The organism is Amycolatopsis rhabdoformis (genome assembly GCF_035918295.1).
Classification (GTDB): Bacteria; Actinomycetota; Actinomycetes; order Mycobacteriales; family Pseudonocardiaceae; genus Amycolatopsis; species Amycolatopsis rhabdoformis.
Genome location: NZ_CP142149.1, coordinates 4,193,920 through 4,216,955, shown reverse-complemented (window position 1 = coordinate 4,216,955; position 23,036 = coordinate 4,193,920). Strand labels below are relative to the sequence as shown.

24 protein-coding genes are annotated in these 23,036 nt (G+C 71.6%); 8 read left to right on the top strand and 16 right to left on the bottom strand.

The genetic code is table 11. From position 1 onward, the window contains the following. On the bottom strand, window positions 1-486 hold the full coding sequence (locus VSH64_RS19185) for a MarR family winged helix-turn-helix transcriptional regulator (protein ID WP_326836995.1): 486 nt from the start codon (window positions 484-486) through the stop codon (window positions 1-3). Window positions 487-595: 109 nt separating this feature from the next. On the opposite strand from VSH64_RS19185, the gene VSH64_RS19180 reads away from it, so the two are divergent. From VSH64_RS19180 to VSH64_RS19165, 4 genes are read left to right on the top strand one after another with little or no spacing between them, the layout of a single operon-like run. Then, window positions 596-1,225 (top strand): NADPH-dependent F420 reductase, encoded by a 630-nt coding sequence (locus VSH64_RS19180; protein ID WP_326836994.1) that lies wholly within the window; start codon window positions 596-598, stop codon window positions 1,223-1,225. A gap of 10 nt (window positions 1,226-1,235) precedes the next feature. Next, a complete protein-coding gene (locus tag VSH64_RS19175) occupies window positions 1,236-2,387 on the top strand; it encodes a luciferase domain-containing protein (RefSeq protein WP_326836993.1) in 1,152 nt (383 codons plus the stop codon). A 37-nt stretch (window positions 2,388-2,424) separates the two neighbouring features. Further along, entirely contained in the window at window positions 2,425-3,027 is a 603-nt protein-coding gene (locus tag VSH64_RS19170; protein WP_326836992.1) for an ester cyclase, read from the top strand. A gap of 36 nt (window positions 3,028-3,063) precedes the next feature. Beyond that, window positions 3,064-3,834: an SDR family NAD(P)-dependent oxidoreductase gene (locus VSH64_RS19165; protein WP_326836991.1), complete on the top strand. Its 771-nt coding sequence runs from the start codon at window positions 3,064-3,066 to the stop codon at window positions 3,832-3,834. Between the two features lie 68 nt (window positions 3,835-3,902). Here the strand turns inward: VSH64_RS19165 and VSH64_RS19160 are convergent, their stop codons facing one another. Next, window positions 3,903-4,367, bottom strand: a complete 465-nt coding sequence (locus VSH64_RS19160) for a RidA family protein (RefSeq protein ID WP_326836990.1) — start codon at window positions 4,365-4,367, stop codon at window positions 3,903-3,905. 274 nt (window positions 4,368-4,641) lie between these two features. On the opposite strand from VSH64_RS19160, the gene VSH64_RS19155 reads away from it, so the two are divergent. Continuing rightward, the gene (locus VSH64_RS19155) at window positions 4,642-5,433 is read left to right on the top strand and encodes an IclR family transcriptional regulator (protein WP_326836989.1); all 792 of its coding nucleotides are present in this window, start codon (window positions 4,642-4,644) and stop codon (window positions 5,431-5,433) included. A gap of 52 nt (window positions 5,434-5,485) precedes the next feature. On the opposite strand, the gene VSH64_RS19150 is transcribed toward VSH64_RS19155, so the two are convergent. Continuing rightward, window positions 5,486-6,241: an IclR family transcriptional regulator gene (locus VSH64_RS19150; RefSeq protein ID WP_326836988.1), complete on the bottom strand. Its 756-nt coding sequence runs from the start codon at window positions 6,239-6,241 to the stop codon at window positions 5,486-5,488. 158 nt (window positions 6,242-6,399) lie between these two features. Here VSH64_RS19150 and catA point away from each other — a divergent pair, with 158 nt between their 5' ends. Next, window positions 6,400-7,266 (top strand): catechol 1,2-dioxygenase, encoded by an 867-nt coding sequence (gene catA / locus VSH64_RS19145; RefSeq protein ID WP_326836987.1) that lies wholly within the window; start codon window positions 6,400-6,402, stop codon window positions 7,264-7,266. A gap of 52 nt (window positions 7,267-7,318) precedes the next feature. Here catA and VSH64_RS19140 read toward each other — a convergent pair whose 3' ends face one another. The 3 genes from VSH64_RS19140 to VSH64_RS19130 form a co-directional block, all read right to left on the bottom strand. Then, window positions 7,319-8,695, bottom strand: coding sequence for an FAD-binding oxidoreductase (locus VSH64_RS19140; protein WP_326836986.1), 1,377 nt, complete (start codon window positions 8,693-8,695; stop codon window positions 7,319-7,321). Window positions 8,696-8,914: 219 nt separating this feature from the next. Next, window positions 8,915-9,835, bottom strand: a complete 921-nt coding sequence (locus tag VSH64_RS19135) for an amidohydrolase family protein (RefSeq protein WP_326836985.1) — start codon at window positions 9,833-9,835, stop codon at window positions 8,915-8,917. A gap of 16 nt (window positions 9,836-9,851) precedes the next feature. Continuing rightward, window positions 9,852-11,054, bottom strand: coding sequence for an acyl-CoA dehydrogenase family protein (locus tag VSH64_RS19130; RefSeq protein WP_326836984.1), 1,203 nt, complete (start codon window positions 11,052-11,054; stop codon window positions 9,852-9,854). Window positions 11,055-11,533: 479 nt separating this feature from the next. On the opposite strand from VSH64_RS19130, the gene VSH64_RS19125 reads away from it, so the two are divergent. After that, a complete protein-coding gene (locus tag VSH64_RS19125) occupies window positions 11,534-12,091 on the top strand; it encodes a DoxX family protein (RefSeq protein ID WP_326836983.1) in 558 nt (185 codons plus the stop codon). 44 nt (window positions 12,092-12,135) lie between these two features. Here VSH64_RS19125 and VSH64_RS19120 read toward each other — a convergent pair whose 3' ends face one another. The 4 genes from VSH64_RS19120 to VSH64_RS19105 form a co-directional block, all read right to left on the bottom strand. Next, on the bottom strand, window positions 12,136-12,507 hold the full coding sequence (locus tag VSH64_RS19120; RefSeq protein WP_326836982.1) for a helix-turn-helix domain-containing protein: 372 nt from the start codon (window positions 12,505-12,507) through the stop codon (window positions 12,136-12,138). A 9-nt stretch (window positions 12,508-12,516) separates the two neighbouring features. Beyond that, entirely contained in the window at window positions 12,517-13,008 is a 492-nt protein-coding gene (locus VSH64_RS19115) for a flavin reductase family protein (protein ID WP_326836981.1), read from the bottom strand. A 111-nt stretch (window positions 13,009-13,119) separates the two neighbouring features. Further along, entirely contained in the window at window positions 13,120-14,295 is a 1,176-nt protein-coding gene (locus VSH64_RS19110; protein ID WP_326836980.1) for an acyl-CoA dehydrogenase family protein, read from the bottom strand. 37 nt (window positions 14,296-14,332) lie between these two features. After that, on the bottom strand, window positions 14,333-16,252 hold the full coding sequence (locus VSH64_RS19105; RefSeq protein WP_326836979.1) for a maleylacetate reductase and hydroxyquinol 1,2-dioxygenase domain-containing protein: 1,920 nt from the start codon (window positions 16,250-16,252) through the stop codon (window positions 14,333-14,335). Window positions 16,253-16,620: 368 nt separating this feature from the next. On the opposite strand from VSH64_RS19105, the gene VSH64_RS19100 reads away from it, so the two are divergent. Beyond that, window positions 16,621-17,409, top strand: coding sequence for an IclR family transcriptional regulator (locus VSH64_RS19100; protein WP_326836978.1), 789 nt, complete (start codon window positions 16,621-16,623; stop codon window positions 17,407-17,409). 89 nt (window positions 17,410-17,498) lie between these two features. Here VSH64_RS19100 and VSH64_RS19095 read toward each other — a convergent pair whose 3' ends face one another. The 6 genes from VSH64_RS19095 to VSH64_RS19070 all read right to left on the bottom strand — a co-directional run bounded on the left by VSH64_RS19095 (window position 17,499) and on the right by VSH64_RS19070 (window position 23,030). Further along, window positions 17,499-17,921 carry a RidA family protein gene (locus VSH64_RS19095; RefSeq protein WP_326836977.1) on the bottom strand — a complete coding sequence of 141 codons (423 nt, stop codon included), beginning with the start codon at window positions 17,919-17,921 and terminating at the stop codon, window positions 17,499-17,501. Window positions 17,922-18,012: 91 nt separating this feature from the next. After that, a complete protein-coding gene (locus VSH64_RS19090; RefSeq protein ID WP_326836976.1) occupies window positions 18,013-18,789 on the bottom strand; it encodes a 2-keto-4-pentenoate hydratase in 777 nt (258 codons plus the stop codon). Continuing rightward, a complete protein-coding gene (gene dmpG / locus VSH64_RS19085; protein WP_326836975.1) occupies window positions 18,786-19,802 on the bottom strand; it encodes a 4-hydroxy-2-oxovalerate aldolase in 1,017 nt (338 codons plus the stop codon). Before dmpG ends, VSH64_RS19090 begins: the two co-directional genes overlap by 4 nt. Next, on the bottom strand, window positions 19,799-20,737 hold the full coding sequence (locus tag VSH64_RS19080) for an acetaldehyde dehydrogenase (acetylating) (RefSeq protein ID WP_326836974.1): 939 nt from the start codon (window positions 20,735-20,737) through the stop codon (window positions 19,799-19,801). Before VSH64_RS19080 ends, dmpG begins: the two co-directional genes overlap by 4 nt. Then, window positions 20,734-21,555, bottom strand: coding sequence for a 2-keto-4-pentenoate hydratase (locus VSH64_RS19075; RefSeq protein ID WP_326836973.1), 822 nt, complete (start codon window positions 21,553-21,555; stop codon window positions 20,734-20,736). The genes VSH64_RS19080 and VSH64_RS19075 overlap by 4 nt, the downstream gene beginning before the upstream one ends. A gap of 14 nt (window positions 21,556-21,569) precedes the next feature. Next, a complete protein-coding gene (locus VSH64_RS19070; RefSeq protein ID WP_326836972.1) occupies window positions 21,570-23,030 on the bottom strand; it encodes a 2-hydroxymuconic semialdehyde dehydrogenase in 1,461 nt (486 codons plus the stop codon). Between the last annotated feature and the right edge of the window lie 6 nt (window positions 23,031-23,036).

Below are 23,036 nucleotides of genomic sequence, written 5' to 3'. Positions count from 1 at the left end.
TCACTCGGCCGCCGCGGCGGTCTTCGCCGCACCGTCCACACGCGACACCCGACGGACGCGGTCCAGCAGTTCGTCCAGCGTCGCCAGGTCGGCTTCGCTGAACTCCGCGAACACCTCACGCAGCCGGCGCGCCTGCACCACCAAGGCCTGCGCCAGCACCGCGCGCCCCGGGTCGGTGATGGCGGCGTAGGCGACGCGGCGGTCGGTGGGGCACGGGCGGCGCTCCACGTAGCCGGCGGCCTCGATGCGGTCGATCATCCGGGTGATTCCGCCGGTGGTGAGCGCCACTTCGGACGCGAGCGCGCTCATCGTCAGCTGCCCGCCTTCGGAGCGGGAGAGGCGGAGCAGGACCTCGAACCACGTGTGCTGCAGGCCGGTCTCGGCGAGCAGGGCCGGGCCGAGCAGGCGGTCCAGCTGGCTGCCGGCTTCGAGCAACCGGCCGGACGTGGTGATGAGGCGGTCGTCGGCCGGGCTCAGGGGGTTCATGGCCCGAAGTATACCGAGTGAATGTTGATGCGTCAGCTATTGCACTGTCAGGCAATGATGGCTACCGTGTCAGTATCTGAGCTGTCAGATATTGAGAGAGAAGGTAATCATGCGGATCGCCATCATCGGTGCCGGCAACGTGGGTTCGGCGCTCAGCAAGGCCGCGGTCGCCGCGGGGCACACCGTCACGGTGTCGGCCACCACGGCGGAGAAGGCGGCGCAGGTCGCGGGCGACACCGGAGCGCAGGCGGCGGCGAGCAACGCCGAGGCGGTCGCGGGTGCGGACGTCGTGGTGCTCGCGGTGCCGGGCAGCGTGGCCGGCGCGGTGGCCGACGAGCTCGCCGAGGCCGTGCGCGGCAAGGTGGTCGTGGACGCCACCAACCCGCTCAACGCGACGTTCACCGACCTCGACATCGAGGAGACCGCCGCGGTCCAGAGCCTGCAGCGCCGGCTGCCCGGCACGCCCGTGGTCAAGGCCTTCAACACGATCTTCGCCGGACGTCTCGGCAGCCCGAAGGAGAGCGGCCACCTGCTCGACGCCTTCTACGCGGGCGATGACACCGGCGCGAAGGACCTCGTGGCGCAGCTGCTCACCTCGCTGGGCTTCCGGCCGATCGACGCCGGCGGCCTGCGGATGGCCCGCGCGCTGGAGGAGATGGCGTTCCTCAACATCGCCCTCAACGCCGGCAACCAGTGGTCGTGGCAGTCCGGCTGGGCGCTGCTCGGCCCGACCGCCTGAGAGCGCGACGATGACTCAGTTCGGTGCCCCCGTGGTCGCCGGCCGCGGCGACGAAACCGGCCCGCTGGTCGTGCTGCTCCACGGCCGCGGCGCCCGTGAATCCGACATCATCGGTCTCGCCGACGCGCTGCCGGCGGGCTTCCGGTACACGGCGGTGCGCGCGCCGATCGCCGAGCACGGCGGGTTCGCGTGGTTCGCGAACCGCGGCATCGGCCGGCCCGTCCCGGACTCGTTGCGCGCCACCATGGATTGGTTCCGCGAGTGGCTCGACGCCACCGCGTCGCCGGGCCGTCCGGTGTTCCTCGTGGGTTTCAGCGGCGGCGCGGCGTTCGCCGGCGGGCTGCTACTCGACGACCCGGACCGCTACGCCGGCGCCGCGATCCTCTACGGCACGCTGCCGTTCGAGGCCGGCGTGCCGACCGAGCCGGCCCGCCTCGCCGGAGTGCCGGTGTTCGTGGCGCAGGGCGAGCACGACCAGGTCATCCCGCGTGAGCTGCTCGACCGCACGTGGGAATACCTCACGGCCGGCTCCGGCGCGCCGACGATCGCGCGCCGCGACGCGGTGGGCCACGAGATCGCGCCACTGGCGCTCGGCGCGTTGAGCGGCTGGCTGGCCGAACGAGCCGGTTTCCTCGCCCGCCGCGGAGTTCCCGCGCCGGCGCCGACGCGGTGGCACGGCCGGGCCGACGGCCTTCCGCAGCGGCGTGGGCCGCGGCCGCGGGTCAGCGTGACCATTCCCCAGCAGCAGCTCACCGACACCGCGCCGGCCGAACTGCAGGAGAAGCTCTTCGCCGAGCTGAGCGCGCTTCCCGGCGTGCGCAGCAGCCAGTCGGCGATCTCCGTGCCGGGCGCGCGCGGCTTGATGCTCGCCGACGGCCAGGCCGGCCCGGCCGAGGCGTTCCTCGTGCCGCGCGCGGGCGAGTTCGCGCACCTGCACCCCTCGACCGACGGCTCGCTGCACGTGGCCCTGCCGGTCGCGCTCGCCGCCGAGGCGATCGAACGCGGCTGGGCCGTGGCGCACCCGCTCGCCGGGATCCGCCTCACCCCGGGCATGGTCCTGGTCTACGGCCCGCGCGACCAGACCGAGCTCGACGTCGTCGCCGAGATTGTCGCCACCAGTCACTCCTGGGCCGCCGGCCAAGAGGCCCCCGCCGACCGGTGACCCGAACCCCCTTCCCTGACCGAAACCGGAGTACCCCATGGACCGCCGCACCGCGCTCAGAGGCAGCGCCGCCGCCTTCGGCGCCCTCGCCCTCACCGCCGTCGCCACCGGAAACCTCGCCGAAGCCAGTCCCGGCCGGCCGCCGGGCCTGATGCCCGACCCCGCGGCCACGCCGGTGCCGAACCCGCCGTACCCGCACAACCTGACCCACGACGAGCGCCGGCACCTCGAGACGTTCGACGAGCTCGACTTCACCGTGTTCTCCCACGCCGACTGGAACCGCCTCGGCGAGAGCCACTCCCGCACCATCCGCGTGCACTGGCCCGACGGGCACTACACCGACGGCATCGACCGGCACATCGCCGATCTCGCCGCGATGTTCGTGTGGGCGCCGGACACTCGCATCCACTCCCATCCGTTGCGCATCGCGAAAAACGAGCTCACCGCGGTGACCGGTGTCATGCAGGGCACCTTCACCCGCCCCATGCCCGACGGCAAGGGCGGGTTCGTGAAGCCGACCGGGAAGAGCTACGCCATCAACATGGCCACGATCGGGCTCTGGAACCGGCGCGGCACGATGGACGAGGAATTCCTCTTCTGGGACAACCAGAACTTCTACCAGCAGCTCGGTCTGGCGTGAGCGGCTTCCGCTCCTGAACGCAGGAAGAGGCAGCAGATGCAGGTGAACCTCACCGGCCGCACCGCGCTGGTCACCGGGTCGACGGCCGGGATCGGCGCCGCCACGGCCGCGGCGCTCGCGGCCGCCGGCGCCGACGTCGTGGTCAACGGGCGCAACGCCGACACTGTCGCCGAGGTCGCGAACCGCCTCGGGGTCCGGGGGATCGCGGCCGACGTCGGCACGGCCGAGGGCGTCGCCGAGATCGTGGCGCGGGTGCCGGACGTCGACGTGCTCGTGAACAACGCGGGCTACTTCGGGGCGATGCCCGTGTTCGACATCCCCGACGAGGAATGGCGCCGGATCTACGAGGTCAACGTGCTCTCCGGGGTGCGCCTGGCCCGGCACTACGCGCCGCGGATGGTGCGGCGCGGCTGGGGCCGGGTGATTTTCGTGAGCAGCGAATCGGCGATCCAGAACCCGACCGAGATGGTGCACTACGGCATGACGAAAACGGCGCAATTGGCGCTGTCGCGGGGAATGGCCCAGGAAGTGGCCGGCACCGGCGTCACGGTCAACAGCGTGCTGCCCGGCCCGACCCTGACCGAGGGCGTGCGCGAGTTCGTGCAGAGCCTGTACCCGGACCTCGACTTCGCCGGTGCCGAGAAGCAGTTCATGACCCACAACCGCCCCACGTCGTTGCTGGGACGGCTGATCCGGCCCGACGAGGTGGCGAACCTCATCACCTACGTCGCCTCGGAACAGTCCGCTGCCACGACCGGGGGCGCGCTGCGGGTCGACGGCGGGGTCGTCACGGCGATCATCCCGTGACGGTGGTCGCGCTGCCGAGCGGTGGCCGGCAAGGGATTCCTCGCTTGCCGGCCACCGCGGGCGCGCGGTCAGGCCGGGTCGCTGTCCACCACGGCGATCAGGTCGACCTCCACCGCGATGCCCATCGGCAGCGCCCGCACGCCGACCACCGAGCGCGGATGCCGGCCCGCGTCGCCGAAGACCTCGACGAGCAGGTCCGACGCGCCGTTGAGCACTCGCGCGACCCCGGTGAACTCGTCGGTGCACGAGACGTAGCCGACCACCTTGGCGATGCCCCGCACGTGGTCGAGCGACCCGACCGTCCGCCGCAGCTGCGCCAGCAGGAACAGCATGCACTCGCGCGCGGCCGCGTAGCCTTCGTCGGCGGTGAGCGTGTCGCCGACCCGGCCCAGCCGGCTCTCGGACCCTTGGCCGGCCAGGTGCACGAGCGAACCTTCCCGGTGGGCGCCGACGTAGTTGCCGGCCGCGGGGCGCAGCTCGGGCAAGGTGAGGCCGGCGGCCCGCAGCCGCTCTTCGGGGGTCGGGCCAGGCACGCGAATGCCCCTTTCCACGGTGTTCGCAGCAGGGTTGTTCTGAGCGGTGGTCGCAACAGCTTCAGCCCGGGCCACGCCGGGCGGAAGTCGGAAAACGCCGGACATCACCGGGACGCTAGCCGTGCCCGCCCGTGGCCCGCAGCCACGATGTCCGGCTGGGTGGGACACCACCGGCCCCGGAATCGGTGTCCGGCACGGCCGGACGCCGCGCCGGTTTTTCCGGTCGGGCCGGCGTACTTTCTCAGGCGGAAGTCCGGTCATCGGAGGTAGTGCCATGGTCGACGCGGCAACGAAGGGCAACGCCTCCGTCGTGAAGGCGATGACGATCCTCAACGCGTTCACCCCGCTCCAACCGACCCTCAGCATCCGGGCGCTCGCCGAACGGACGCGGCTGCCGCGCAGCACCACGCACTCGCTGTGCCTGGCGCTGTGCGAGGCCGGGATGTTGGAACAGATCCCGCGGCGGGGCTACCGGCTCGGCCGGTCGCTGGTCGGGCTCGGCGGCCAGGTCATCGACCGCACCGGCCTCGCCACCGCGGCGGAGGGGCTGCTGCGGCGGATTCCGTTGCGGAGCCGGCAGGAGGCCCACCTGGCGCAGTTCGTGGACGGCTGGGTGGTGTACCTCGAACGCATCACCGGCCGCGAACCGCGGCCCATGCGCAACCGGATGGGGCTGCGCGCGCCCGCGCACCGCACGGGGTGCGGGAAAGCCGCGCTCAGCGTGCTGGCACCGGACGTGGTCGAGCGGCTCGTGGCGTTCACCTGCGTCGCGGAACAGCTGCCGACGCCCGACCTGGCCGACCTCAAGGACGAACTGGCCACGGCCCGCCGCGACGGCTTCGTGGTGAGCCGCCTCTTCCAGCGCGGCACGACCTCGGTGGCCGCCGCCATCGTCGACCTCACCGGCACGCCGGTCGGCGCCGTGTCCATCGCCGGCGCGAGCGAGGTGTTCACGAAGGCGGCGGTGGCCGAGGCCGCGCACTACGTCTGCGAGGCCGGCCTCGCCATCAGCCACCGCATGGTCGACCGCCTCGGCACGTTTCGCGCGACGGCCACCCTCAGCTGACCACATCCATGCCACGGTGCGGTGGTTCGGCAGAGGCGCCGGCGGAGTGCGGTCAGTCGCCGGGACCACGACGGGTGAGGGACAGCCGACGGCCCGCGAGCCGAGCCGCTTCGGTGACCGCCGCGGCGATGTCGGCGATCCGCGAGACCGGGAACGTGGAGCTCGGCCCGGCCACCGACAGCCCGCCCGCCGGCGTGCCGTCGGGGCCGACGATCGCGGCGGCGACCGACGTGCGGCCGGTCTGGAACGTGCGGCACACCAGGTAACCGTTCGCGCGCGCCGACGCGAGCTCGTCGTCGAGCGCGGCCAGGTCGGGCAGCGGCAGCAGTTCGTGGTGGCACAGCCGTCTCACGCGATCGTCCACTTCGGCCGGATCGAGGATCGACAGCGCGCTCTTGCCGCACCCCGACAGGAACGCCGGCGTCCGCATGCCCATCCGGTAGGTCATCACGACGCGGGTCGGGCCGGATTCCCGGTGCAGGTACACGATCCAGCTGTCGCTGAGCTGTCCCACGTGCAGCTCCTGCCCGGTCACCCGGCGCAACCCGGCCGTCGCGCCTTCGACCGCTTCCACGAGCCCGGTGCGTTCGATGACCAGCCCGCCCAGCTCCAGCAGCAGCGGCCCGAGGCGGTACCCGGCCCGGGGCGCGGATTCCAGCAACCCGTTGTCGCACAACGTCCGGCAGAGCAGGTGCACGGTCGAGCGCGGCAGGCCCGTGCGCTCGGCCAGCCCGCGGACGGTGAGGACCTCCACTCCCGGCCGGAACGCGCGGAGGATTTTCGCGGCCTTCCCGACTGATGCGCTCATGCGGTGTGCTCCTGTTCTTCTCGACCCGCAGATGGTCGCGCGCACCAGCCGCGCCGTGGCGTCGCCCGTCCCACCACGTTGGACAGCCGCGTTGGCGGTCGTTCCCCGCGGTGACACGCTCGAAATCCGAGCCGACAATTCACTGAAGCGGGGCCCCGATGACGCCGAAATCCGAGTTGGACATCGCCACTGCCGATATCGCCAACGCCACGAAAACGTTCCACGAGAAGGTGAAGAACACGACCGGGGAGACGAGCCAGGCGCGGGTGGCGCAGCTGGCGAGCGAGATCTTCTCGGCCGTCCACAACGTGATCCACGAGCACCAGGTGTCCTACGCCGAATACGACGCGGTGAAGGCGTGGCTGATCAAGGTCGGCGAGGACGGTGAGTGGCCGCTGTTCCTCGACGTGTTCGTGGAGCACGCGGTGGAAGACGTCGCCACGGCGCAGCGGCCCGGGAGCAAAGGCTCGATCCTGGGCCCGTTCTACGTGCCCGACGCGCCGCGGGCCGAGGGCCGGATCACGCTGCCGATGCGCGCCGACGAGCCCGGCACGCCGCTGGTGTTCCGGAGCCAGGTGCGCAGCGCCGAGGGCACTCCGCTGCCCGGTGCGCAGGTGGACGTCTGGCAATCCGACAGCGACGGCCTCTACTCGCACTTCGCGCCCGGCATTCCCGAGTGGAACCTGCGCGGGATCGTGACCGCGGACGCCGAGGGCCGGATCGAGATCTCGACGATGGAGCCCGCGCCGTACCAGATCCCGCACGAGGGAGCGACCGGTCAGCTCATCGTCGCGGCCGGCTGGCACGCCTGGCGCCCGGCGCACCTGCACTTCCTCGTGGTGGCCGAGGGCCACGAGACGCTCACCTCGCAGCTGTACTTCGCCGGCGGGCCCTACACCGACGAAGACGTGGCGTCGGCGGTGAAGCCGGAACTCATGCTGAACCCGACGCCGGTCGCGGACGGGTCCGGCAACGAGGTGGAGTACGACTTCGTGCTCGCGCCGGTCGACTACCCCCGGGCGTGACGGTGCCGACGGTGCGGGACCGCTCGTGATCCCGCACCGCCGACGCATCACCTCAGGCCGGCCGGTCCGCACCGACCGACCGCAGGTCGAGCGGATCGTGGACGACGGCGCCGGGGTCGTAGCGCCGGGCGATTCCGCCGAGGCGCGCCGCGACGTCCGGGGCGAAGAACCGGTCCACCGCACGGTCTTCGGCGCCGGCGAACGTGCGCAGTGTCCGCCCGGTGGCCGCGGGTTCGAGGGCCGCCAGCACGCGGCCCTGTTCCTCGGCGAGCACCGCGACATCCTCCGGCCGGAAGATCAGGCCGACGCTCTCGAGGAAGTACTCACCCTCGATCCGGTCGAGGGCGGCGGGCGCGTCGGCCGGCCGGGCCAGCGCACCGCCGAGGCGCCGGAACTCCACCACGGACAGCGGGCTGCCCTGCGGCCCGAGGTCGGTCACCGCGGCGAGCGCCGATTCCGGCAGGTCGCCCAGGATCTCGGTGCGGATCACGACCGGCGCACCGTCGGCGGGCACCCCGGCCAGGTCGAGGTCGTCGGGGGTGCGGGGCCGGGTGGAGTCGAGCATCGGCTGGGCCACTTCGAGCATCGGCTGCAGCAACCGCCGCGCCGCGTCCGCCGTGCCGAGGAAACACACCGTCAGGGTGACCGCGCGCTGCCCGCGAATCGGTTCCGGCACCGAGGGCAACGGCGGGAACTGGTGCACGCCGATCGCCGTCGTCAGTTCTTCCGGCAGCGTCGAGGACCAGGACCGGTAGGCGCCGAACAGGTCGACCGCCGCGTCGGCCGGCCAGATCAGGTCGCCGGCGAACAGTTCGGGTGCTTCGGCGAGCTCGATCTCCAGCTCGGTCACCACCCCCGGTGGGGTCCCGCCGCCCCGCAGCGCCCACCACAGGTCGGCGTGGTGCTCCGCGTCCACGCGCAACAGTTCGCCGTCGCCGGTCACGAGCTCGGCGGACACCAGCCCGTGTGCGGCGAGGCCGTGGCGGCGTGCCAGCAGCCCGAGCCCGCCGCCGAGGGTGTAGCCGGTGACGCCGGCGCTCGGCACGTTCGTGGCCAGTCCACTGAGGCCGTGCGGGGTGCAGGCTTCCTGCAGATCCCGCCACCGCGCCCCCGCGCCGACCCGAGCCCGGCGGCGGGCCGGATCGACGGAGATCTCGTTCAGCCCGCCCGTGCGCAGCAGGATCGCGCCGTCGGTGGAGTCGATCGCACCGTGTCCGGTGCCCTGCGGCGCGACCTGGATTCCCTGTTCCGCGGCGAACCGTACGGTCGCCACCACGTCGTCGACGTCGGCGGCCACCACCACCGCGCCCGGCCGCTGCGGCACCGTGAGGTTCCACGGTTTGCCGGCGTTGCCGAATCGTTCGTCCTCGGGTCCGAGGACCGCGCCCTTGACCTCGTGTGCCCATCGGGCCAGATCTTTGATCACCATGACTGCGATTTTCCCACGCGAATCCGAGGCGGAGTAAGGGAAAAGGTGCGGGAGATACAACACAGTGTCCAGTGTGTCCAGACACTGTGGACGGATCGAGAAACTGGGTGGCGCTCGAGCAGATCACCTTCGTCGTCGGGCCGATGGGCACGACGGGACCGGGCACGGCTCGTGCGGCGGGGTGACGAGCCGTGCCCGGAATCAGCGGCGAACCGGCGGCTACTTGCCGATGCCCAGCGAAGCCGCGGTGTCGTTGAGGACCCCACGCAGCTGGTGGTCGTCGAAGCCGGGCACGGCCTTGATGCGGTTGGCCCAGTCGCCGGTGCGCACGCGGGGCGAGTCCGTGCCGAGCACGAGCCGGTCGGCGCCGAACTGGTCGGCGAAGAACCGGATCGCGCTCGGGTCGTCGGTCAGCGTCGTGTCGTAGTAGAGCTTCTTGAGCTCACCGCGCGGATCGGTCGCCAGCCACTGGTCCTGGTGCAGCGATTCGGTGATCTCCTCGAACCGGCGCCACAGGTAGCCGATCGAGCCGCCCATCGTGCCGATGATCCACCGGATGTCGGGGTGGCGGCGGGTCACGCCCGACACGACCAGGTGCGTGGTGGCGAGGGTGGCTTCCATGGGCCCGCCGTACTTCGGGCCCATCAGGAACGCGTCGAGCCCGGTCGAGAACGTGTCGGGGGTGCCCACGGGGTGCACGAAGATCACGGCCCGGCGCCGGTTGAGCTCGGCCCACAGCTCTTCGTAGCGCGGGTCGTCGAGCGAGGTGCCCACGGCGGTGGTGCCGAGGCCGATGCCGGTGAAGTTGAGCTCGTCGAGGCAGCGCACCGCCTCGGCCACGGCCTGCTCGGGGTGCGGCAGCGGCAGCGCGCCGAACGCGTCGAGCCGGCCGTCGAAGTCGGCGGCCTCGGCGTAGAGGTCGTTGGCGAACTTGGCGCAGTGCACCGATTTCGCCGCGTCCTCGAAGTAGGGCTGGTTGTGGCCGAGGCCGAGGACCTGGAGGTCGACCCCGTCGGCCTCGAGCTCTTCGACGCGGGGGATCAGCTCGGGGCTGTGCTCGGGCCAGACCTTCTTCCCGGCGACCCGGTCGAACTCTTGGGTGAGGGCGGGCGGAAACCAGTGTGCGTGAACGTCGATCACGGTCGAGTAGTCCTTTTCAGACGAGGAAGCTGACGGATCCGGGGTTCTGGCCGAGCAGGGACTTGCCCGCCAGCTCCTGGCTGACCCGCATGTTGAACGCCGCGTGCCGGGACGCGACACCGCCGTCGCGCCAGATGCGCTGCAGCGGGTTGACCTCCGCGAAGGCCGACGAACCGTGGGCGGTCATCAGGAGGTCGACGGCGTGGAAGGTCTGGCGCATCGCGCGCGCCATGCCCACGCGCAGGCCGGTGCGCACGACCTCCGGCGGGTGCTCTCCGTTGGCGGCGTAGTCGTCGAGCCGGTCGGCCGCGTCCTGGGTGCTCTTCACCGCGGCGGCGATCATGGCCGAGGCCTCCGCGACGTCGATCTGGAACCCGACCGATTCCGACTGCGACGAGTACGTGGTGGTCGTGATGGCCCGCTTCGGCGCCTTTTCGAGCACGTAGTCGAGCGCGGCCTGCGCCTGGCCGAGCTGCGCGCCGGCGAGGGAGAGCGGGGCCAGCCCGGCGAGGCTCACGCGGTGGCTCACGTCCGTGCCGGTGCGCACGTTGTCGCCGACGAAGAAGTCGGTGGCCGAGCGCAGGCGGTGCTGGGGCACGAACACGTTCTGCGCCACCAACGTGTTGCTGCCGGTGCCGCGCATGCCCGCGATGAACCAGGTGTCCTCCACGGTGAGGTCCTGCATCGGCACGAGCGCGAGGTTGAGGTCGCGGCCGCCGGGCTCCACGCTCGGGTAGCAGACGCTGGCCCAGTCGCAGTGGTTCGAGCCCGAGGCGTAGCCCCACTTGCCGTTGAGCACCACCCCGCCGTCCACGACCTCGACAGTCGAGGTCGGTGCGAGCACACCCGCGGTCGTGGCGGCCACGTCGGTGCCCCACACGTCGTCCTGCGCCTGCTCGGAGTAGTTGGCCGCCCACCAGTTGCCGGTGTTGAGCACGCCGGTCACCCACGCCGACGACGCGCAACCGCGCCCCAGCGCGATGGTCACGTCGAGGAACGTGCGCATGCCCGAGTCGTAGCCGCCGAGCCGCCGGGGCGTGAACAGCTTGATCAGGCCGGCGTCGCGGATGGCCTCGAAGTTCGCGGTCTTCAGCCGGCGCTCCCGGTCCACTTCCGGAGCTGCCTCCCACAGCTGTGCCCGCAGGCCGTTCGCGCGCTCCACCAGCTCTTCCCGGCTGGGCACCTGCTGCGCGACCTGCGTGGCGGATTCCGTGGTCATGATTTCTCCTTACTCGCACTGTTCATGGCGCCGTCGACAAGTTCGCCGTCCCCTTTTGCCGAATACGCGGCCCTCGCCCGGACCCGGCCGCGCGGCGAGCCCGTGCGAGGGCTTTCGGCGCGCGCCTGCGCATTCATCGTGCTGACGGTTTCAGCGTCCCGGCCACATCCAGACGTCCGGCGTCGGTGCCGGGCGTGAGTCGGAAGACGGGTGCCATGCCCGAGACGCTAGGTGGGCCGTGCGGCGAAGTCAGCAGCGGCGTCCAGCGAAGCGGGACACCATTTCCTTTCCCCCCAACGATCTTGTCCGTTGAAGGACACGGTTGCCGAAGTGCGCGCGGTGTCCGGCAGCGGCGGACGAATGCGTGGCCATTACCGAGCGGTTGTGAAACCGTGCTGGCGCCCGGCGCAGTGCCCTTGGTGCGCCCGATGAGGTTCCTCATCGGGTGCCGGTGATCCGATTTCGGAGGTTTCTGGAAAATGAGTTCGACGATGGCCGACCTCGGTGTGCTGTTGCTGCGAATCGCGGTGGCCTTCATCCTGTTCGCGCACGCGACGCAAAAGCTGCTCGGCTGGTTCCGCGGCCCCGGCCTGGACAAGATCACGGTCGTGTTCGAGGCGCTCGGCCAGGTGCCGGCGCGGCCGCTGGCCAAGCTCGCCGCGTGGTGCGAGTTGAGTGCCGCGCTCTTGCTCGTTCTGGGCATCGCGACGCCGCTCGGAGCCGCGATCGGCGCGGGCACGATGCTCGTGGCCGGATTCGCGATGACCGCCAAGAGCGGCGCCGTCTGGAATGCGCTCGGCGGCGGCGAATACCCGCTGGTGCTCACGGTTCTGGCGCTGTCGTTGGCGTTCACCGGCCCGGGGTCGATCTCGCTCGACGCGGGGCTCGGCGTGCCGTGGTACGGCGCCGGCGGCCGGGCGGTGGTGATCGGCCTGGTCGCGGTGGCCGTGGCGATTCTCGCCGCAGCGCCGCCGATCTTCCGCACGGTCTGGATGCGGCGGGCCGTCGCCGCGGACGAACTCGCGGCCGGCGCGTGACGGACCCGGGGGCGTCGATGCGAAGTCGGCGCCCCCGGGGGAAGTCAGCCGGTCGGCTCGCCGAAAACGCCGGCCAGACCGCCCGCGATCTCCTCGCGGGCCGCCTGGGCGTGGGCGATGCGGTCGTCGAGCTCTTCGAGCCGGCGCCGTTGCAGTTCCCGCCAGGACTGCGGAAGGGCAGCCCGCGTGGTGAGCAGTTCTTTCGCGTCGGGCAAGGAAAATCCCGCGTCACGCAGGAGCAGCACCAGCCGCACCAGGCCGATCGCCGAGGCGGGGTAGCGGCGCTGCCCCGAGGTCCGGGTCGGCCGGGGCAGCAGGTCGATCTTCTCCCAGTACCGCAGGGCCGACGCCGCCACCCCGGTGGCGTCGGCCAGCGCGCCGATCGTGAGCAGCTCGCGGTGGTCGTCCTCGGCCATGCGCGTCGGTCAGCCTTCGAGTTTCGTGTGCGTGCCGAACGCGCGGCGGTGGTAGGTGAGCGGCTCGCCGGCGCAGCTGCTCAGCGACGAGACCGAGCCGAACAGCACGAGGTGATCGCCACCCTCGACCTCCTGCTCCACGGTGCAACCGAGCCAGCTCAGCGCTCCGGTCAGCCGGGGTACGCCGGCCTCGACCGCCCAGTCCACCCCGGTGAACTTCTCCTCCGGCGCCAGCGCGGTGGCGAACGTCCTGGCCAGCTGCGAATGCGCCGACCCGAGGATGTTGAGCCCGAACCGGCCCGACTGCCGGACCACGGCCAGGAGCCGCGACGACTTCACGAGCGACACCAGCACCATCGGCGGTTCCATCGACAGCGATGCGAACGCGCTCACCGTGCTGCCGTAGGGCGTTTCGTCGTCGGCGAGACCGGTGACGACGGAGACGGGCGTGGCCACTCGCGCCATGACTTCGCGGAACTGCTCCTGCAGGCCTTCGGACATCGGGGTTCTCCTGTTCGGGTGCGCACGCGACCCGCGGGTGTCGCGCGGTTCGGGGATGGGGTGCGGCAGGGGCGCGGTGATCGCCCCTGCCACACGTCTGCCGCGTCGGGATCAGACGAGGAAGCTGATCTCGTACGGGTCGAGGCCCAGCAGCGCTTTCGCGTAGATCTCCTGGGAGATGCGGACGTTGAACGCCGCGTGGCGCGTGGCGATGCCGGTGTCGCGCCAGATCCGCTGCATCGGGCTGAACTCGCCGAACGCGGAGGTACCGTGGGCGGTCACCAGGCGGTCGACACTCTCGCACGCGCGTTTCACCGCCCAGGACAGGTCCATCCGCAGTCCGGATCGGACGGTCTCGTTCGGCAGCTCGCCGCGGCCGGCGTAGTCGTCGAGCACGTCCGCGGCCTGCGCGCCGATGAGCCGCGCCGCCTTGATCGTGGTCGCCGCCTCGGCCAGGTCGACCTGGAACCCGACCGACTGGGCCTGGACCGCGTAGGTCGACGCGGTGATCTGGCGCTTCGGGGCCTTCTCGATCACGAACTCCAGCGCGGTCTCGGCCGCGCCGATCTGAGAGCCCATCAGGGAAACCGGCAGCACCCCGGCGAGGGCGGCGCGGTGCACGGGATCTTCCGCGGTGAGGTTCTCGCCGCGGAAGATCGGCATCAGCGGGAGCACGCGGTGGTCCGGGACGAACACGTCGTGGGCCACGATCGTGTTGCTGCCGGTGCCGCGCATGCCGGTGACCAGCCAGGTGTCCTGCACCTCGACCTCGCTCATCGGCACCAGCGCGAGCTGTAGCTCCGGCTCGGCCGCCTCGGGGCTCGGGTAGGCGACGATCGCCCAGTCGCAGTGGTTCGAGCCCGAGGAGTAGCCCCACTTGCCGGTGAGCTTGATCCCGCCGGGCACGAGCTCGGCCTCGCCGGTCGGCTGCAGCACACTGCAGGTCGTGGCGAACGGGTCGGCGCCCCAGACTTCTTCCTGCGCCGGCTCGGGAAACTGGGCGACGAGCCAGTTGCCCGCGTTGAGCACACCGGCGACCCACGCGGACGACGAGCAGCCGAGCCCGAGCGCGGCGGTGACCTCGAAGTAGGTACGCAGGTTGGCGGCGAGGCCGCCGAACCGGCGCGGGGTGAACAACTGCATCAAGCCGGCGTCGCGCATCGCGGCGAAGTTCCGGTCGGTCAGCCGGCGGGTCCGGTCGACTTCCGGTGCGTCCTCCCAGAGCTGGGGTCGCAGGTGGGCGGCCCGCGTGATCAGGTCGGCGGAGCCGGGGGTGGAATCGGTCATCTGGAGTCCCTTGAACGGTTTTCGGAGCTGCGGGTACTCAGCGGGCGGGGGAGATCCGGAAGGTGAAGTCGAGCCGGCGCCAGCCGTGCTCGAGTTCACGGCCGTCGGGCGCGGGACCCGACTGGGCGGTGAAGTCGACGACCAGGCCGGGTTTGACGCCGAACACGGTGTCGGAGTCGAGGTAGTCGCCGCCGTTGACGAACAGTTGCGTCACCAGCGTGCGGTAACCCGGTCTGGCGATCATGAAGTGCAGGTGCGGGGCGCGGAAAGCGTGGCGTCCGGTGGCGTCGAGCATCTGCCCGACCGGGCCGTCGGCCGGGACCGGGTACGGCGAGGGCACGATCGTCCAGAACCTCAAGCGTCCTTGGGGGTCGGTGCGGAAGCGGGCGCGCAGCACGGGACCGTCGGCGTCGGGTAGCTGCACGTCGTAGAAGCCGTCCTCATTGGATTGCCAGACGTCCACGATCGCGTCGGCCACCGGGGCGCCGTCGATGTCGGTCACGGTGATGTCCGTCCACAGGGGAGTGCCGGGCAGACCGTCGGCGAGGTCGGCGCCCTGTGCGGTTTCCGGCGGGCCCTGCACGTAGAACGGGCCGAGGACGGCCGACGGGGTGGTGTCGGGGGTGCGGGAGTTGGTGAGGACGTCGACCACGCTGGACACGCCGAGGGTGTCGGAGAGCAGGATGAATTCCTGGCGTTTGTCGTCGGTGATGTGTCCGGCCCGGGTGAGGAAGCCGATGGCGTGCTCCCATTCCTCCTGGGTGAGGTCGGTGCGGACGACGTAGGCGTGCAGCGTGCGCACCAGGTCCTGCAGGAGCTCGCGCAGCCGCGAGTCGGTGGCGGTCGCGAAACTGGCCACGACGTCGGCCGTGAGCGCGCGCAAGTCCGGCTTCGTGCCGACGGCCGGGGCCGGTCTCGTGCCGGCGTACGCCTGGCGCAGCAGGCTTTCGATGCCGTCCCGCGTGAGTTCGCGCGGGTTCGGATACGGCTTGGCCGAGGCGATTTCCGCGGCCTTCGCCACATCGCTCCCGGCCAGGCCCAGCTCGGCCAGCGAGTGGGGGACCGGCAGGCCGGCGATGAGGTCGTACACACCGGTGGCGGCGTCCGGCGCGCCGAGCGCTTCGGCGATGCGGCGCATGGCCTCCGGCGCACCGGAGGCGTTGTACGCCATCGCGTACGGCAGCACCACGGTGTGGGTTTGCGCGTGGGGCAGGCCGAAACTGCCGCCGAGGGTGTGGCACAGCTTGTGGTGCAGGCCCATGCCGACGGAGCCGAGGCACAGGCCGGCGAGCCACGCGGCCTGCAGGGCGTCGCTGCGCGCGGCCACGTCGTGCGGGTCCGCGACGAGGCCGGGCAGCGCGGCGGCCAGCAACCGGATGGCATCAAGGGCGAACCGGTCGACGATCGGGTTGGCGTCGGGGGAGTAGAGCGCCTCGACGGCGTGGGCCAGGGCGTTGACGCCGCTGGTCAGCGAGATCTCGACCGGCAGGCCCAGCGTGAGATCCACGTCGTAGACCACCACCTCGGGCAGCACCTTCGGCGTGGTCTGCGTGCTCTTGTGGCCCTCGGCCGTCTCGCCGAGCACCGGGGTCATCTCCGAGCCGGCGTAGGTGGTCGGCGCGATGATCTGGGGCAGGTCCGTGCGCAGCGCGAGCGCTTTCGCCAGCCCGGTGGTGGAGCCGCCGCCGAGCGCGAGGACGCAGTCGACGCCGTGGCGCGCGACGACTTCCAGCGCCCGCTCGGTCACCTCGACCGGCGTGTGCTCGGCGGCGTCGTCGAACCGCGCGGCCAGCAGCGAGCCGAGCGCTTCGGCGACCCGGTCCGCCGGTTCCTTCAGCGCGGGGCTGCCCAGCAGCAGGACGGCTTTCGCGCCCAGCCGGCGGACCTCGTTCGGCAGCGCGGCGACGGTGCCGCCGTCGAACACGACCCGGGCCGGGTTGGCGGTGTAGCTGAACATCACAGGCTCCTCGGACTGGCACTGACTGGCACTGACTGGCACTGACTGGCACTGACTGGCACTGACTGGCACTGACTGGAACTGCCCGGCACCGACTGGAACTGCCCGGCACCTCGCCACGCGTTGCGCCGGCTCTGCGTGAAGCGATCTCGGTGGCGTCCGGCCTGGCCGGACACTGGGCGTCGGACCGGTGGTTCACCGGCCGTGGATCGGCTCTTCCCGCGGCCCCGCCGTGGCGGTCGTCCCGGCTGGTGGACGCGTGCCGTGGGCCTGAGGTTAGGAGCGCGATCGCGAGCTGTCAGCGTTGCTGTCCGGCCCCACCGGACACGTTTGAGGGAAAGCCCGGATTTCTGACCTATCGTGGTCCCATGACGACCGACGAAGCACGCGGTGGCGTTGCGTCCGTGGCCAAGGCCTGCCGGGTGCTGCGGGCCTTCTCGCCGACGGTGGGTGTCCTGTCTGTCCGGCAGGTCTCGGCCAAAGCCGGGATCCCGCGCAGCACCGCGCACGAGCTATGCCGGACCCTCGTGGCCGAAGGCATGCTCGAAGGCGCGGGCGGCGGTTACCAGCTCGGCCCGACGATCCTGGAGCTCGCCGGCCAGATCATCGAGCGCACCGGCCTGCTGCGCGCGGCCGAGGGCCTCCTCGACCCGCTCGTCCGCGCGCCCGAGCAGGAGGCCCACCTCGCCCAGCTCACCCAGGGCTGGGTCGCCTACGTCGGGCGCAGCTCCAACCCGTGCCAGGTGCCGATGCTCAACCAGGTCGGCCAGCGCGCCCCGGCGCACCTGTCCGGCTGCGGCAAGGCCGCGCTGTCGTGGCTGCCCTTCGACGAGGTCACCGCCCACGTCGAACGCTGCTGCGCCGACGGGGCCGTGCCCCCGCCCGACCTGGCCGAGCTGGAAGCCGAGCTCACCCGGGCCCGCCAGGACGGCTTCGTGACCTCGCGCGCGTACCAGAAGGACCGCACGTCGGTCGCCGCCCCGATCTTCGACTCCTCCGGCCGCCCGATCGGCGGCGTGTCCGTGGCCGGCCCCAGCACGATGTTCACCACGGCCGTGATCGCCTCCGCCCGCGCCTCGGTGACCAACGCCGCCGGCCTGATCAGCGCGCGGCTCATCAACGCGACGCCGGCGTGGGCGAAGGCCGCGCTGCACTGACCGCGCGTCGGTTCGCGCGACGGCCGAACGCGAAAGCCCTCCGACCGAAGTCCGGTCGGAGGGCTTTCGCGTTTCGGGCTTGCCGGGCGTCAGCTCGTGGCCGACGGCAGCGCCGCCACCGCCTGGATCTCCAGCAGCAGGTGCGGGTGCGGGAGCTGGTGCACGGCCACCGTGGTGCGGGTCGGGCCGGTTTCGTCGAAGTAGCGGCCGTAGGTCTCGTTGTAGCCGCGGAAGTCGTTCATGTTCACGAGGTACGCGGTGACCTGTACGAGATCCGACAGGTCGGCGCCCACCTCCGCGAGGATGTCGCGCAGGTTCTCGATCACCGCGGCGGTCTGGGCGCGGATGTCGAGGGTGGTGGCGCCGAACTCGTCGACTTCGACGCCCGCGAAGGTGTTGTCCGGGCGGCGGCTGCTGGTGCCCGAGATGTAGGCGAAGCCGTGGGCCACCTTGAGGTGCGGGAAGCGGCCGCGCGGGGCGGCTTTGCCGGCGACGGTGTGGGCCTGGGTCATGAGCTGGTCCTCCTGGTCGGGAAAGCCGGGGTCGGTCGCACTGGGATCACTCGCACCGGAATCACTCGCATTGAAATCACTCGCACTGAAATCACCGTGCCGAGGTCACGCGCACCCGCACGCGGCCGAGGCCGGACACCGCGGCGGTGACCGTGCTGGACGCGGTGAGCGTCACGGCCGGTGTGCCGGCGCCGGCGAGCAGCACGTCACCGGCGCGCAGCGGGATGTCGTGGGCGGCGGCGAGGCGGATGGCCGCGGTGACCGCGCGCAGCGGATCGCCGAGGATGGCGGCGGTCGAGCCGCTTTCGGCCACGCGGCCGTCGACCTCCAGGACCACCCCGCGGTTGTCGAGCGAACGCGGCAGCGGCTGCCAGGCGCCGACCACGAAACCGGCGGCCGAGGTGTTGTCCGCGACCACGTCGGCCAGGTTGAACCGGAAGTCCCGGTACCGCGAGTCGATGATCTCGAGCGCGGGCGCGACGGCGTCCACGGTTTCGGTCACGTTGCCCGTCCACCGCCGCGGGTCGAGGTCGGCCGCCAGCCGGAACGCGACTTCCGGCTCGGCCCGCGGATGCACGTACGCGCCGAGCCAGATGCCGGCGCCGTCCTCGAGGTGCATCTCGGAAGTCAGCTGGCCGATGATCACGTCGGACACGCCCATCTGGGCGGCCTTCGCGCGGCTGGTGAAGCCGAGCTTCACCCCGACCCGCGTTTCCCCTCGGTCGAGCCGGCGCGCCACGAGCGCGTGCTGCACCTGGTACGCCTCGGCCAGCGAAAGGTCGTGGTCGGCCGAAAGCTGGTGCTCGGGAAGGCAGTTGCGGGCGGCGTCGTCGAGCCGGGTCGCCAACGTGGTGATCTCCGTGGTCATCGGGCCACCTCCACCAGGTCGAGCGCGACGTCGACGATCATGTCTTCCTGACCGCCCACGAGACCGCGCCGGCCGACCTCGACGAGGATGTCGCGGGCGTCGATGCCGTAGCGCTGCGCGGCGCGCTCGGCGTGGAGCAGGAAGCTGGAGTAGACGCCGGCGTAGCCGAGCGTCAGCGTCTCGCGGTCGACCCGCACCGGCCGGGTCTGAAGGGGACGGACGAGGTCCTCGGCCGCGTCCTGCAGCGCGAACAGATCGCAGCCGTGGTCCCAGCCCAGCAGGTCGGCGACCGCGACGAACGCCTCGATCGGCGTGTTGCCGGCCCCGGCGCCCTGACCGGCGAGCGAAGCGTCCACACGGTACGCGCCGTGCTCCACTGCCGTCACGCTGTTGGCCACCGCCAGCGAAAGGTTCTCGTGCGCGTGGATCCCGATCTGCGTGCCGGGATCGAGCACGGCGCGGTAGGCGTCCACGCGGTCGGCCACGTCGCGCATCGTCAGCCGGCCACCGGAGTCCGTCACGTACACACAGTGCGCGCCCGCGTCTTCCATGATCTTCGCCTGCGCGGCCAGGCCTTCGGGGGAGTTCAGGTGGCTGAGCATCAGGAACCCCGCCACGTCCATGCCGTTGTCCCGGGCCCAGCGCAGGTGCTGGATCGCGATGTCGGCCTCGGTGCAGTGCGTCGCGATGCGCACGCTCTGCACGCCGAGGTCCCGCGCCGCCCGCAGGTCGTCGATCGTGCCGACGCCGGGCAGCAGCAGCGTGGTGAGCTTGGCGTTGCGCACGACCTCGGCCGCGGCGGAAATCCACGTCGGGTCGGTCGCGAAGCCGTGCCCGTAGATCACGCTGGAGCCGGCCAGCCCGTCGCCGTGCGCCACCTCGATCGCCGCGACCCCGGACGCGTCGAGCGCGGCGGCGATCGCGCGGATCTGCGCGGGCGTGTACTGGTGCCCGATGGCGTGCATGCCGTCGCGCAAGGTCACGTCCTGCACGTAGAGCGTCGGATCCGTCATCGCGCCTCCTCCTTGCGTTCGAGCAGCCGCTCGGCCGTGCGCAGCGCCGCGGACGTCATGATGTCGAGGTTGCCCGCGTAGTCGGGCAGGTAGTGCCCGGCGCCGGTCACCTCGAGGAACACCGAGACCTTGGTGCCGCGGAACGGCCGGCCCAGCCCCGGCACGAAGGGGTGCTCGACCGGGTCGAACTGCACCTCCTGCTTGAGCCGGTAACCGGGCACGTACTGCTGCACCTTCGCCACCATGGCCGCCACGGACACACTGATCGCGGATTCGTCCACTTCGGACTCCGCGGCGTGTTCGAGGAGACAGAACACCGTGTCCCGCATCTTCATCGGCGGCTCGGCCGGGTTCAGGATGATCACGGCCTTGCCGCGTTCGGCGCCGCCGACCACTTCGAGCGCCCGGGACGTGGTCTCGGTGAACTCGTCGATGTTGGCCCGCGTGCCCGGTCCCGCCGAGCGCGACGCGATGGAAGCGACGATCTCCGCGTACGCCACCGGCGCCACCGCCGACACGGCCGCGACGATCGGCGTCGTCGCCTGGCCGCCGCAGGTGACCATGTTGACGTTCGGCGCGTCGAGGTGGGCGTCGAGGTTCACCGGCGGCACCACGTACGGGCCGACGGCGGCGGGCGTCAGGTCCACCATCGGCAGCCCGTGCTCGCGCAGCAGGTCGTAGTTGTGCCGGTGCGCCGCCGCCGACGTCGCGTCGAACACGAGCCGCACGTCCTTGAACTCCGGCAGGTCCACGAGCCCCTTCACACCGTCGGCCGTGGTGGCGATGCCGAGCCGCTTCGCCCGCGCGAGGCCGTCGGACGCCGGGTCGATGCCGACCAGCGCGGCCACTTCGAGCTTCTCCGACAGGCGCTTGACCTTGACCATCAGGTCGGTGCCGATGTTGCCGGACCCGATGATGGCGATCCCGAGGCTCATCGGGCCCCGTCCTTCCCGCCGGTGAAGGTCACGTGGACCTCGCCGATGTCCTCGAACCGGGCGACGTAGCCGCCCGGCTTGTCCACCGTGATCATCGGACCCCACGCGCCGGCCAGCACGACTTCCCCGGCCCGCAGCGGAGCGCCGCGCCGGGCGACCTCGTCCGCGAGCCAGGCGACGGCGTTGGCCGGCGCGCCGAGGCACGCGGCGCCCACGCCGGTCGAGATCGGTTCGCCCGCGTGCTCCAGGCTCATGCCCAGGGCCGGCAGGTCGACGTCGGTCAGCTTCTTCGGCGTGGTGCCGAGCACCACCGCGCCGCTCGACGCGTTGTCCGCGACGGTGTCGGTGATGGTGATGTCCCAGCCGGCGATGCGCGAGTCGACGATCTCGATCGCCGGCAGCACGAACTCGGTCGCCCGCAGCACGTCGACCAGCGTCGAGCCGGCCGGGAGGTCGGTGCCGAGCACGAACGCCACCTCGCCTTCCACCCGCGGCTGGAGGAACGTGTCGAGCGGCAGTTCCACGCGGTCGCCGAAGACCATGTCGTCGAGCAGCACGCCGAAATCGGGCCGGAACACGCCGAACTGCTTCTGCACCGCGGCGGAGGTGAGCCCGATCTTGCGGCCCGCCACCCGCCGGTCGAGCGCGGTGAGCTTGCGCTCCAGCACCGCGGCCTGCACGGCGTAGGCCAGGTCGACGTCGGTGGTGCCGAGCAGGTCGCGGACCGGGTCCGTGGGCTTCTGGTCCTGCTCGGCCCGCAGCAGCCGTTCGGCGGCGGCCTTCACCGCGTCGGAGGTGGAACGGTCGGGTTTGCTCATCCCAGGGATCACTTTCACAGTTGGATGCAGATGTTGGTGGGCTCGCTGTAGAAGTGCAGCGAGTGCACGCCGCCTTCGCGGCCGATGCCGGAGAGCCCGACACCGCCGAACGGCGAGCGCAGATCACGCAGGTACCACGTGTTGACCCAGGACATGCCCACGCGCATGGCCGCCGCGACCCGGTGCCCGCGTTCGAGGTTCGAGGTCCACACCGACGACGCGAGGCCGTACTCCGTGTCGTTCGCGAGCCGGATGGCTTCGTCTTCGGTGTCGAAGGGGATGAGCGTGGCGACCGGGCCGAACACCTCCTCGCGCACGATCCGCGCGGAGTTGTCCACGCCGGTCCACAGCGCGGGTTCGATCCACGAGCCACCGGCCAGGTCGCCGTCGAGCTCGGGGATGCCGCCGCCGGCGAGCAGCTCGGCGCCTTCCTTCTCCGCGATCGCGTAGTAGGACAGGACTTTCTCCCGGTGCGTCTGCGAGATCAGCGGACCGGTGGTGGTGGCCGGGTCGTCGGGCCGGCCGAACCGCAACGCCTTCGCGCGTTCCGCGAGCCCCGCGGCCACCTCGGCGAAGATCCCGCGCTGCACATACACGCGCTCGGTGCACAGGCAGACCTGGCCGGTGTTGGTGAACACCGACCGTTCGAGCCCGTCGACCGCGCGGGCGATGTCGGCGTCGTCGAACACCACCGCGGCGTTCTTGCCGCCGAGCTCGAACGAGATCGGGCGCACGCGCGGCGCCACCGCCTTCATGATCACCGCGCCGGTGGCCGACTCGCCGGTGAAGGTGATGCCGTCCACGTCCGGGTGCGTGGTGAGGAACTCGCCCGCCGAGCCGGGGCCGAAGCCGTGCACGACGTTGAACGCCCCGGACGGCATGCCCGCCTCGGCCAGGATCTCGGCCAGCAGCGTGGCGCTCGACGGGGTTTCCTCCGACGGCTTCACCACCACGGCGTTGCCGCTCGCCAGCGCCGGCGCGACCTTCCACGTGAGCAGCAGCAGCGGCAGGTTCCACGGCACGATCACGCCGACCACCCCGAGTGGCTTGCGCACCGCGTAGTTGAGCGCCTGCCCGGTCGCGACGTCGGTGAGGAACGAGTCGAGGCCGGTTCCGGCGATGATGTCGGCGGCCGCGCGGAAGTTGGCCGACGCGCGCCGCACGTCGAGGTTCGTGGCGAGCGCGACCGGCTTGCCGGTGTCGGCGATCTCGGCCGCCAGCAGGTCGTCGAAGCGCTCCTCGATCCGGTCGGCCACGCGACGCAGCAGGGCGACCCGTTCGGTGGCGGTCGTCCGGCCCCACGCGCCGTCGAGTGCCTGCCGCGCGCTGCGCACCGCGCGGTCCACCAGTTCCTGGTCGGCTTCGTGCACCTTCGCGACGAGCGAGCCGTCGACCGGGCTGAGCTTGTCGAACGTGCGGGCGCCGGCGACGTACTCGCCGCCGACGAAGTTGAGCAAGGCCTGCGCCTCGGTCATGACCGC

Coding starts and splice junctions, on each gene's coding strand:
- VSH64_RS19185 (WP_326836995.1), bottom strand. CDS start 486: ATGAACCCCCTGAGCCCGGCCGACGACCGCCTCATCACCACGTCCGGC.
- VSH64_RS19180 (WP_326836994.1), top strand. CDS start 596: ATGCGGATCGCCATCATCGGTGCCGGCAACGTGGGTTCGGCGCTCAGC.
- VSH64_RS19175 (WP_326836993.1), top strand. CDS start 1,236: ATGACTCAGTTCGGTGCCCCCGTGGTCGCCGGCCGCGGCGACGAAACC.
- VSH64_RS19170 (WP_326836992.1), top strand. CDS start 2,425: ATGGACCGCCGCACCGCGCTCAGAGGCAGCGCCGCCGCCTTCGGCGCC.
- VSH64_RS19165 (WP_326836991.1), top strand. CDS start 3,064: ATGCAGGTGAACCTCACCGGCCGCACCGCGCTGGTCACCGGGTCGACG.
- VSH64_RS19155 (WP_326836989.1), top strand. CDS start 4,642: ATGGTCGACGCGGCAACGAAGGGCAACGCCTCCGTCGTGAAGGCGATG.
- VSH64_RS19150 (WP_326836988.1), bottom strand. CDS start 6,241: ATGAGCGCATCAGTCGGGAAGGCCGCGAAAATCCTCCGCGCGTTCCGG.
- catA (WP_326836987.1), top strand. CDS start 6,400: ATGACGCCGAAATCCGAGTTGGACATCGCCACTGCCGATATCGCCAAC.
- VSH64_RS19140 (WP_326836986.1), bottom strand. CDS start 8,695: ATGGTGATCAAAGATCTGGCCCGATGGGCACACGAGGTCAAGGGCGCG.
- VSH64_RS19130 (WP_326836984.1), bottom strand. CDS start 11,054: ATGACCACGGAATCCGCCACGCAGGTCGCGCAGCAGGTGCCCAGCCGG.
- VSH64_RS19125 (WP_326836983.1), top strand. CDS start 11,534: ATGAGTTCGACGATGGCCGACCTCGGTGTGCTGTTGCTGCGAATCGCG.
- VSH64_RS19120 (WP_326836982.1), bottom strand. CDS start 12,507: ATGGCCGAGGACGACCACCGCGAGCTGCTCACGATCGGCGCGCTGGCC.
- VSH64_RS19115 (WP_326836981.1), bottom strand. CDS start 13,008: ATGTCCGAAGGCCTGCAGGAGCAGTTCCGCGAAGTCATGGCGCGAGTG.
- VSH64_RS19110 (WP_326836980.1), bottom strand. CDS start 14,295: ATGACCGATTCCACCCCCGGCTCCGCCGACCTGATCACGCGGGCCGCC.
- VSH64_RS19105 (WP_326836979.1), bottom strand. CDS start 16,252: ATGTTCAGCTACACCGCCAACCCGGCCCGGGTCGTGTTCGACGGCGGC.
- VSH64_RS19100 (WP_326836978.1), top strand. CDS start 16,621: ATGACGACCGACGAAGCACGCGGTGGCGTTGCGTCCGTGGCCAAGGCC.
- VSH64_RS19095 (WP_326836977.1), bottom strand. CDS start 17,921: ATGACCCAGGCCCACACCGTCGCCGGCAAAGCCGCCCCGCGCGGCCGC.
- VSH64_RS19090 (WP_326836976.1), bottom strand. CDS start 18,789: ATGACCACGGAGATCACCACGTTGGCGACCCGGCTCGACGACGCCGCC.
- dmpG (WP_326836975.1), bottom strand. CDS start 19,802: ATGACGGATCCGACGCTCTACGTGCAGGACGTGACCTTGCGCGACGGC.
- VSH64_RS19080 (WP_326836974.1), bottom strand. CDS start 20,737: ATGAGCCTCGGGATCGCCATCATCGGGTCCGGCAACATCGGCACCGAC.
- VSH64_RS19075 (WP_326836973.1), bottom strand. CDS start 21,555: ATGAGCAAACCCGACCGTTCCACCTCCGACGCGGTGAAGGCCGCCGCC.
- VSH64_RS19070 (WP_326836972.1), bottom strand. CDS start 23,030: ATGACCGAGGCGCAGGCCTTGCTCAACTTCGTCGGCGGCGAGTACGTC.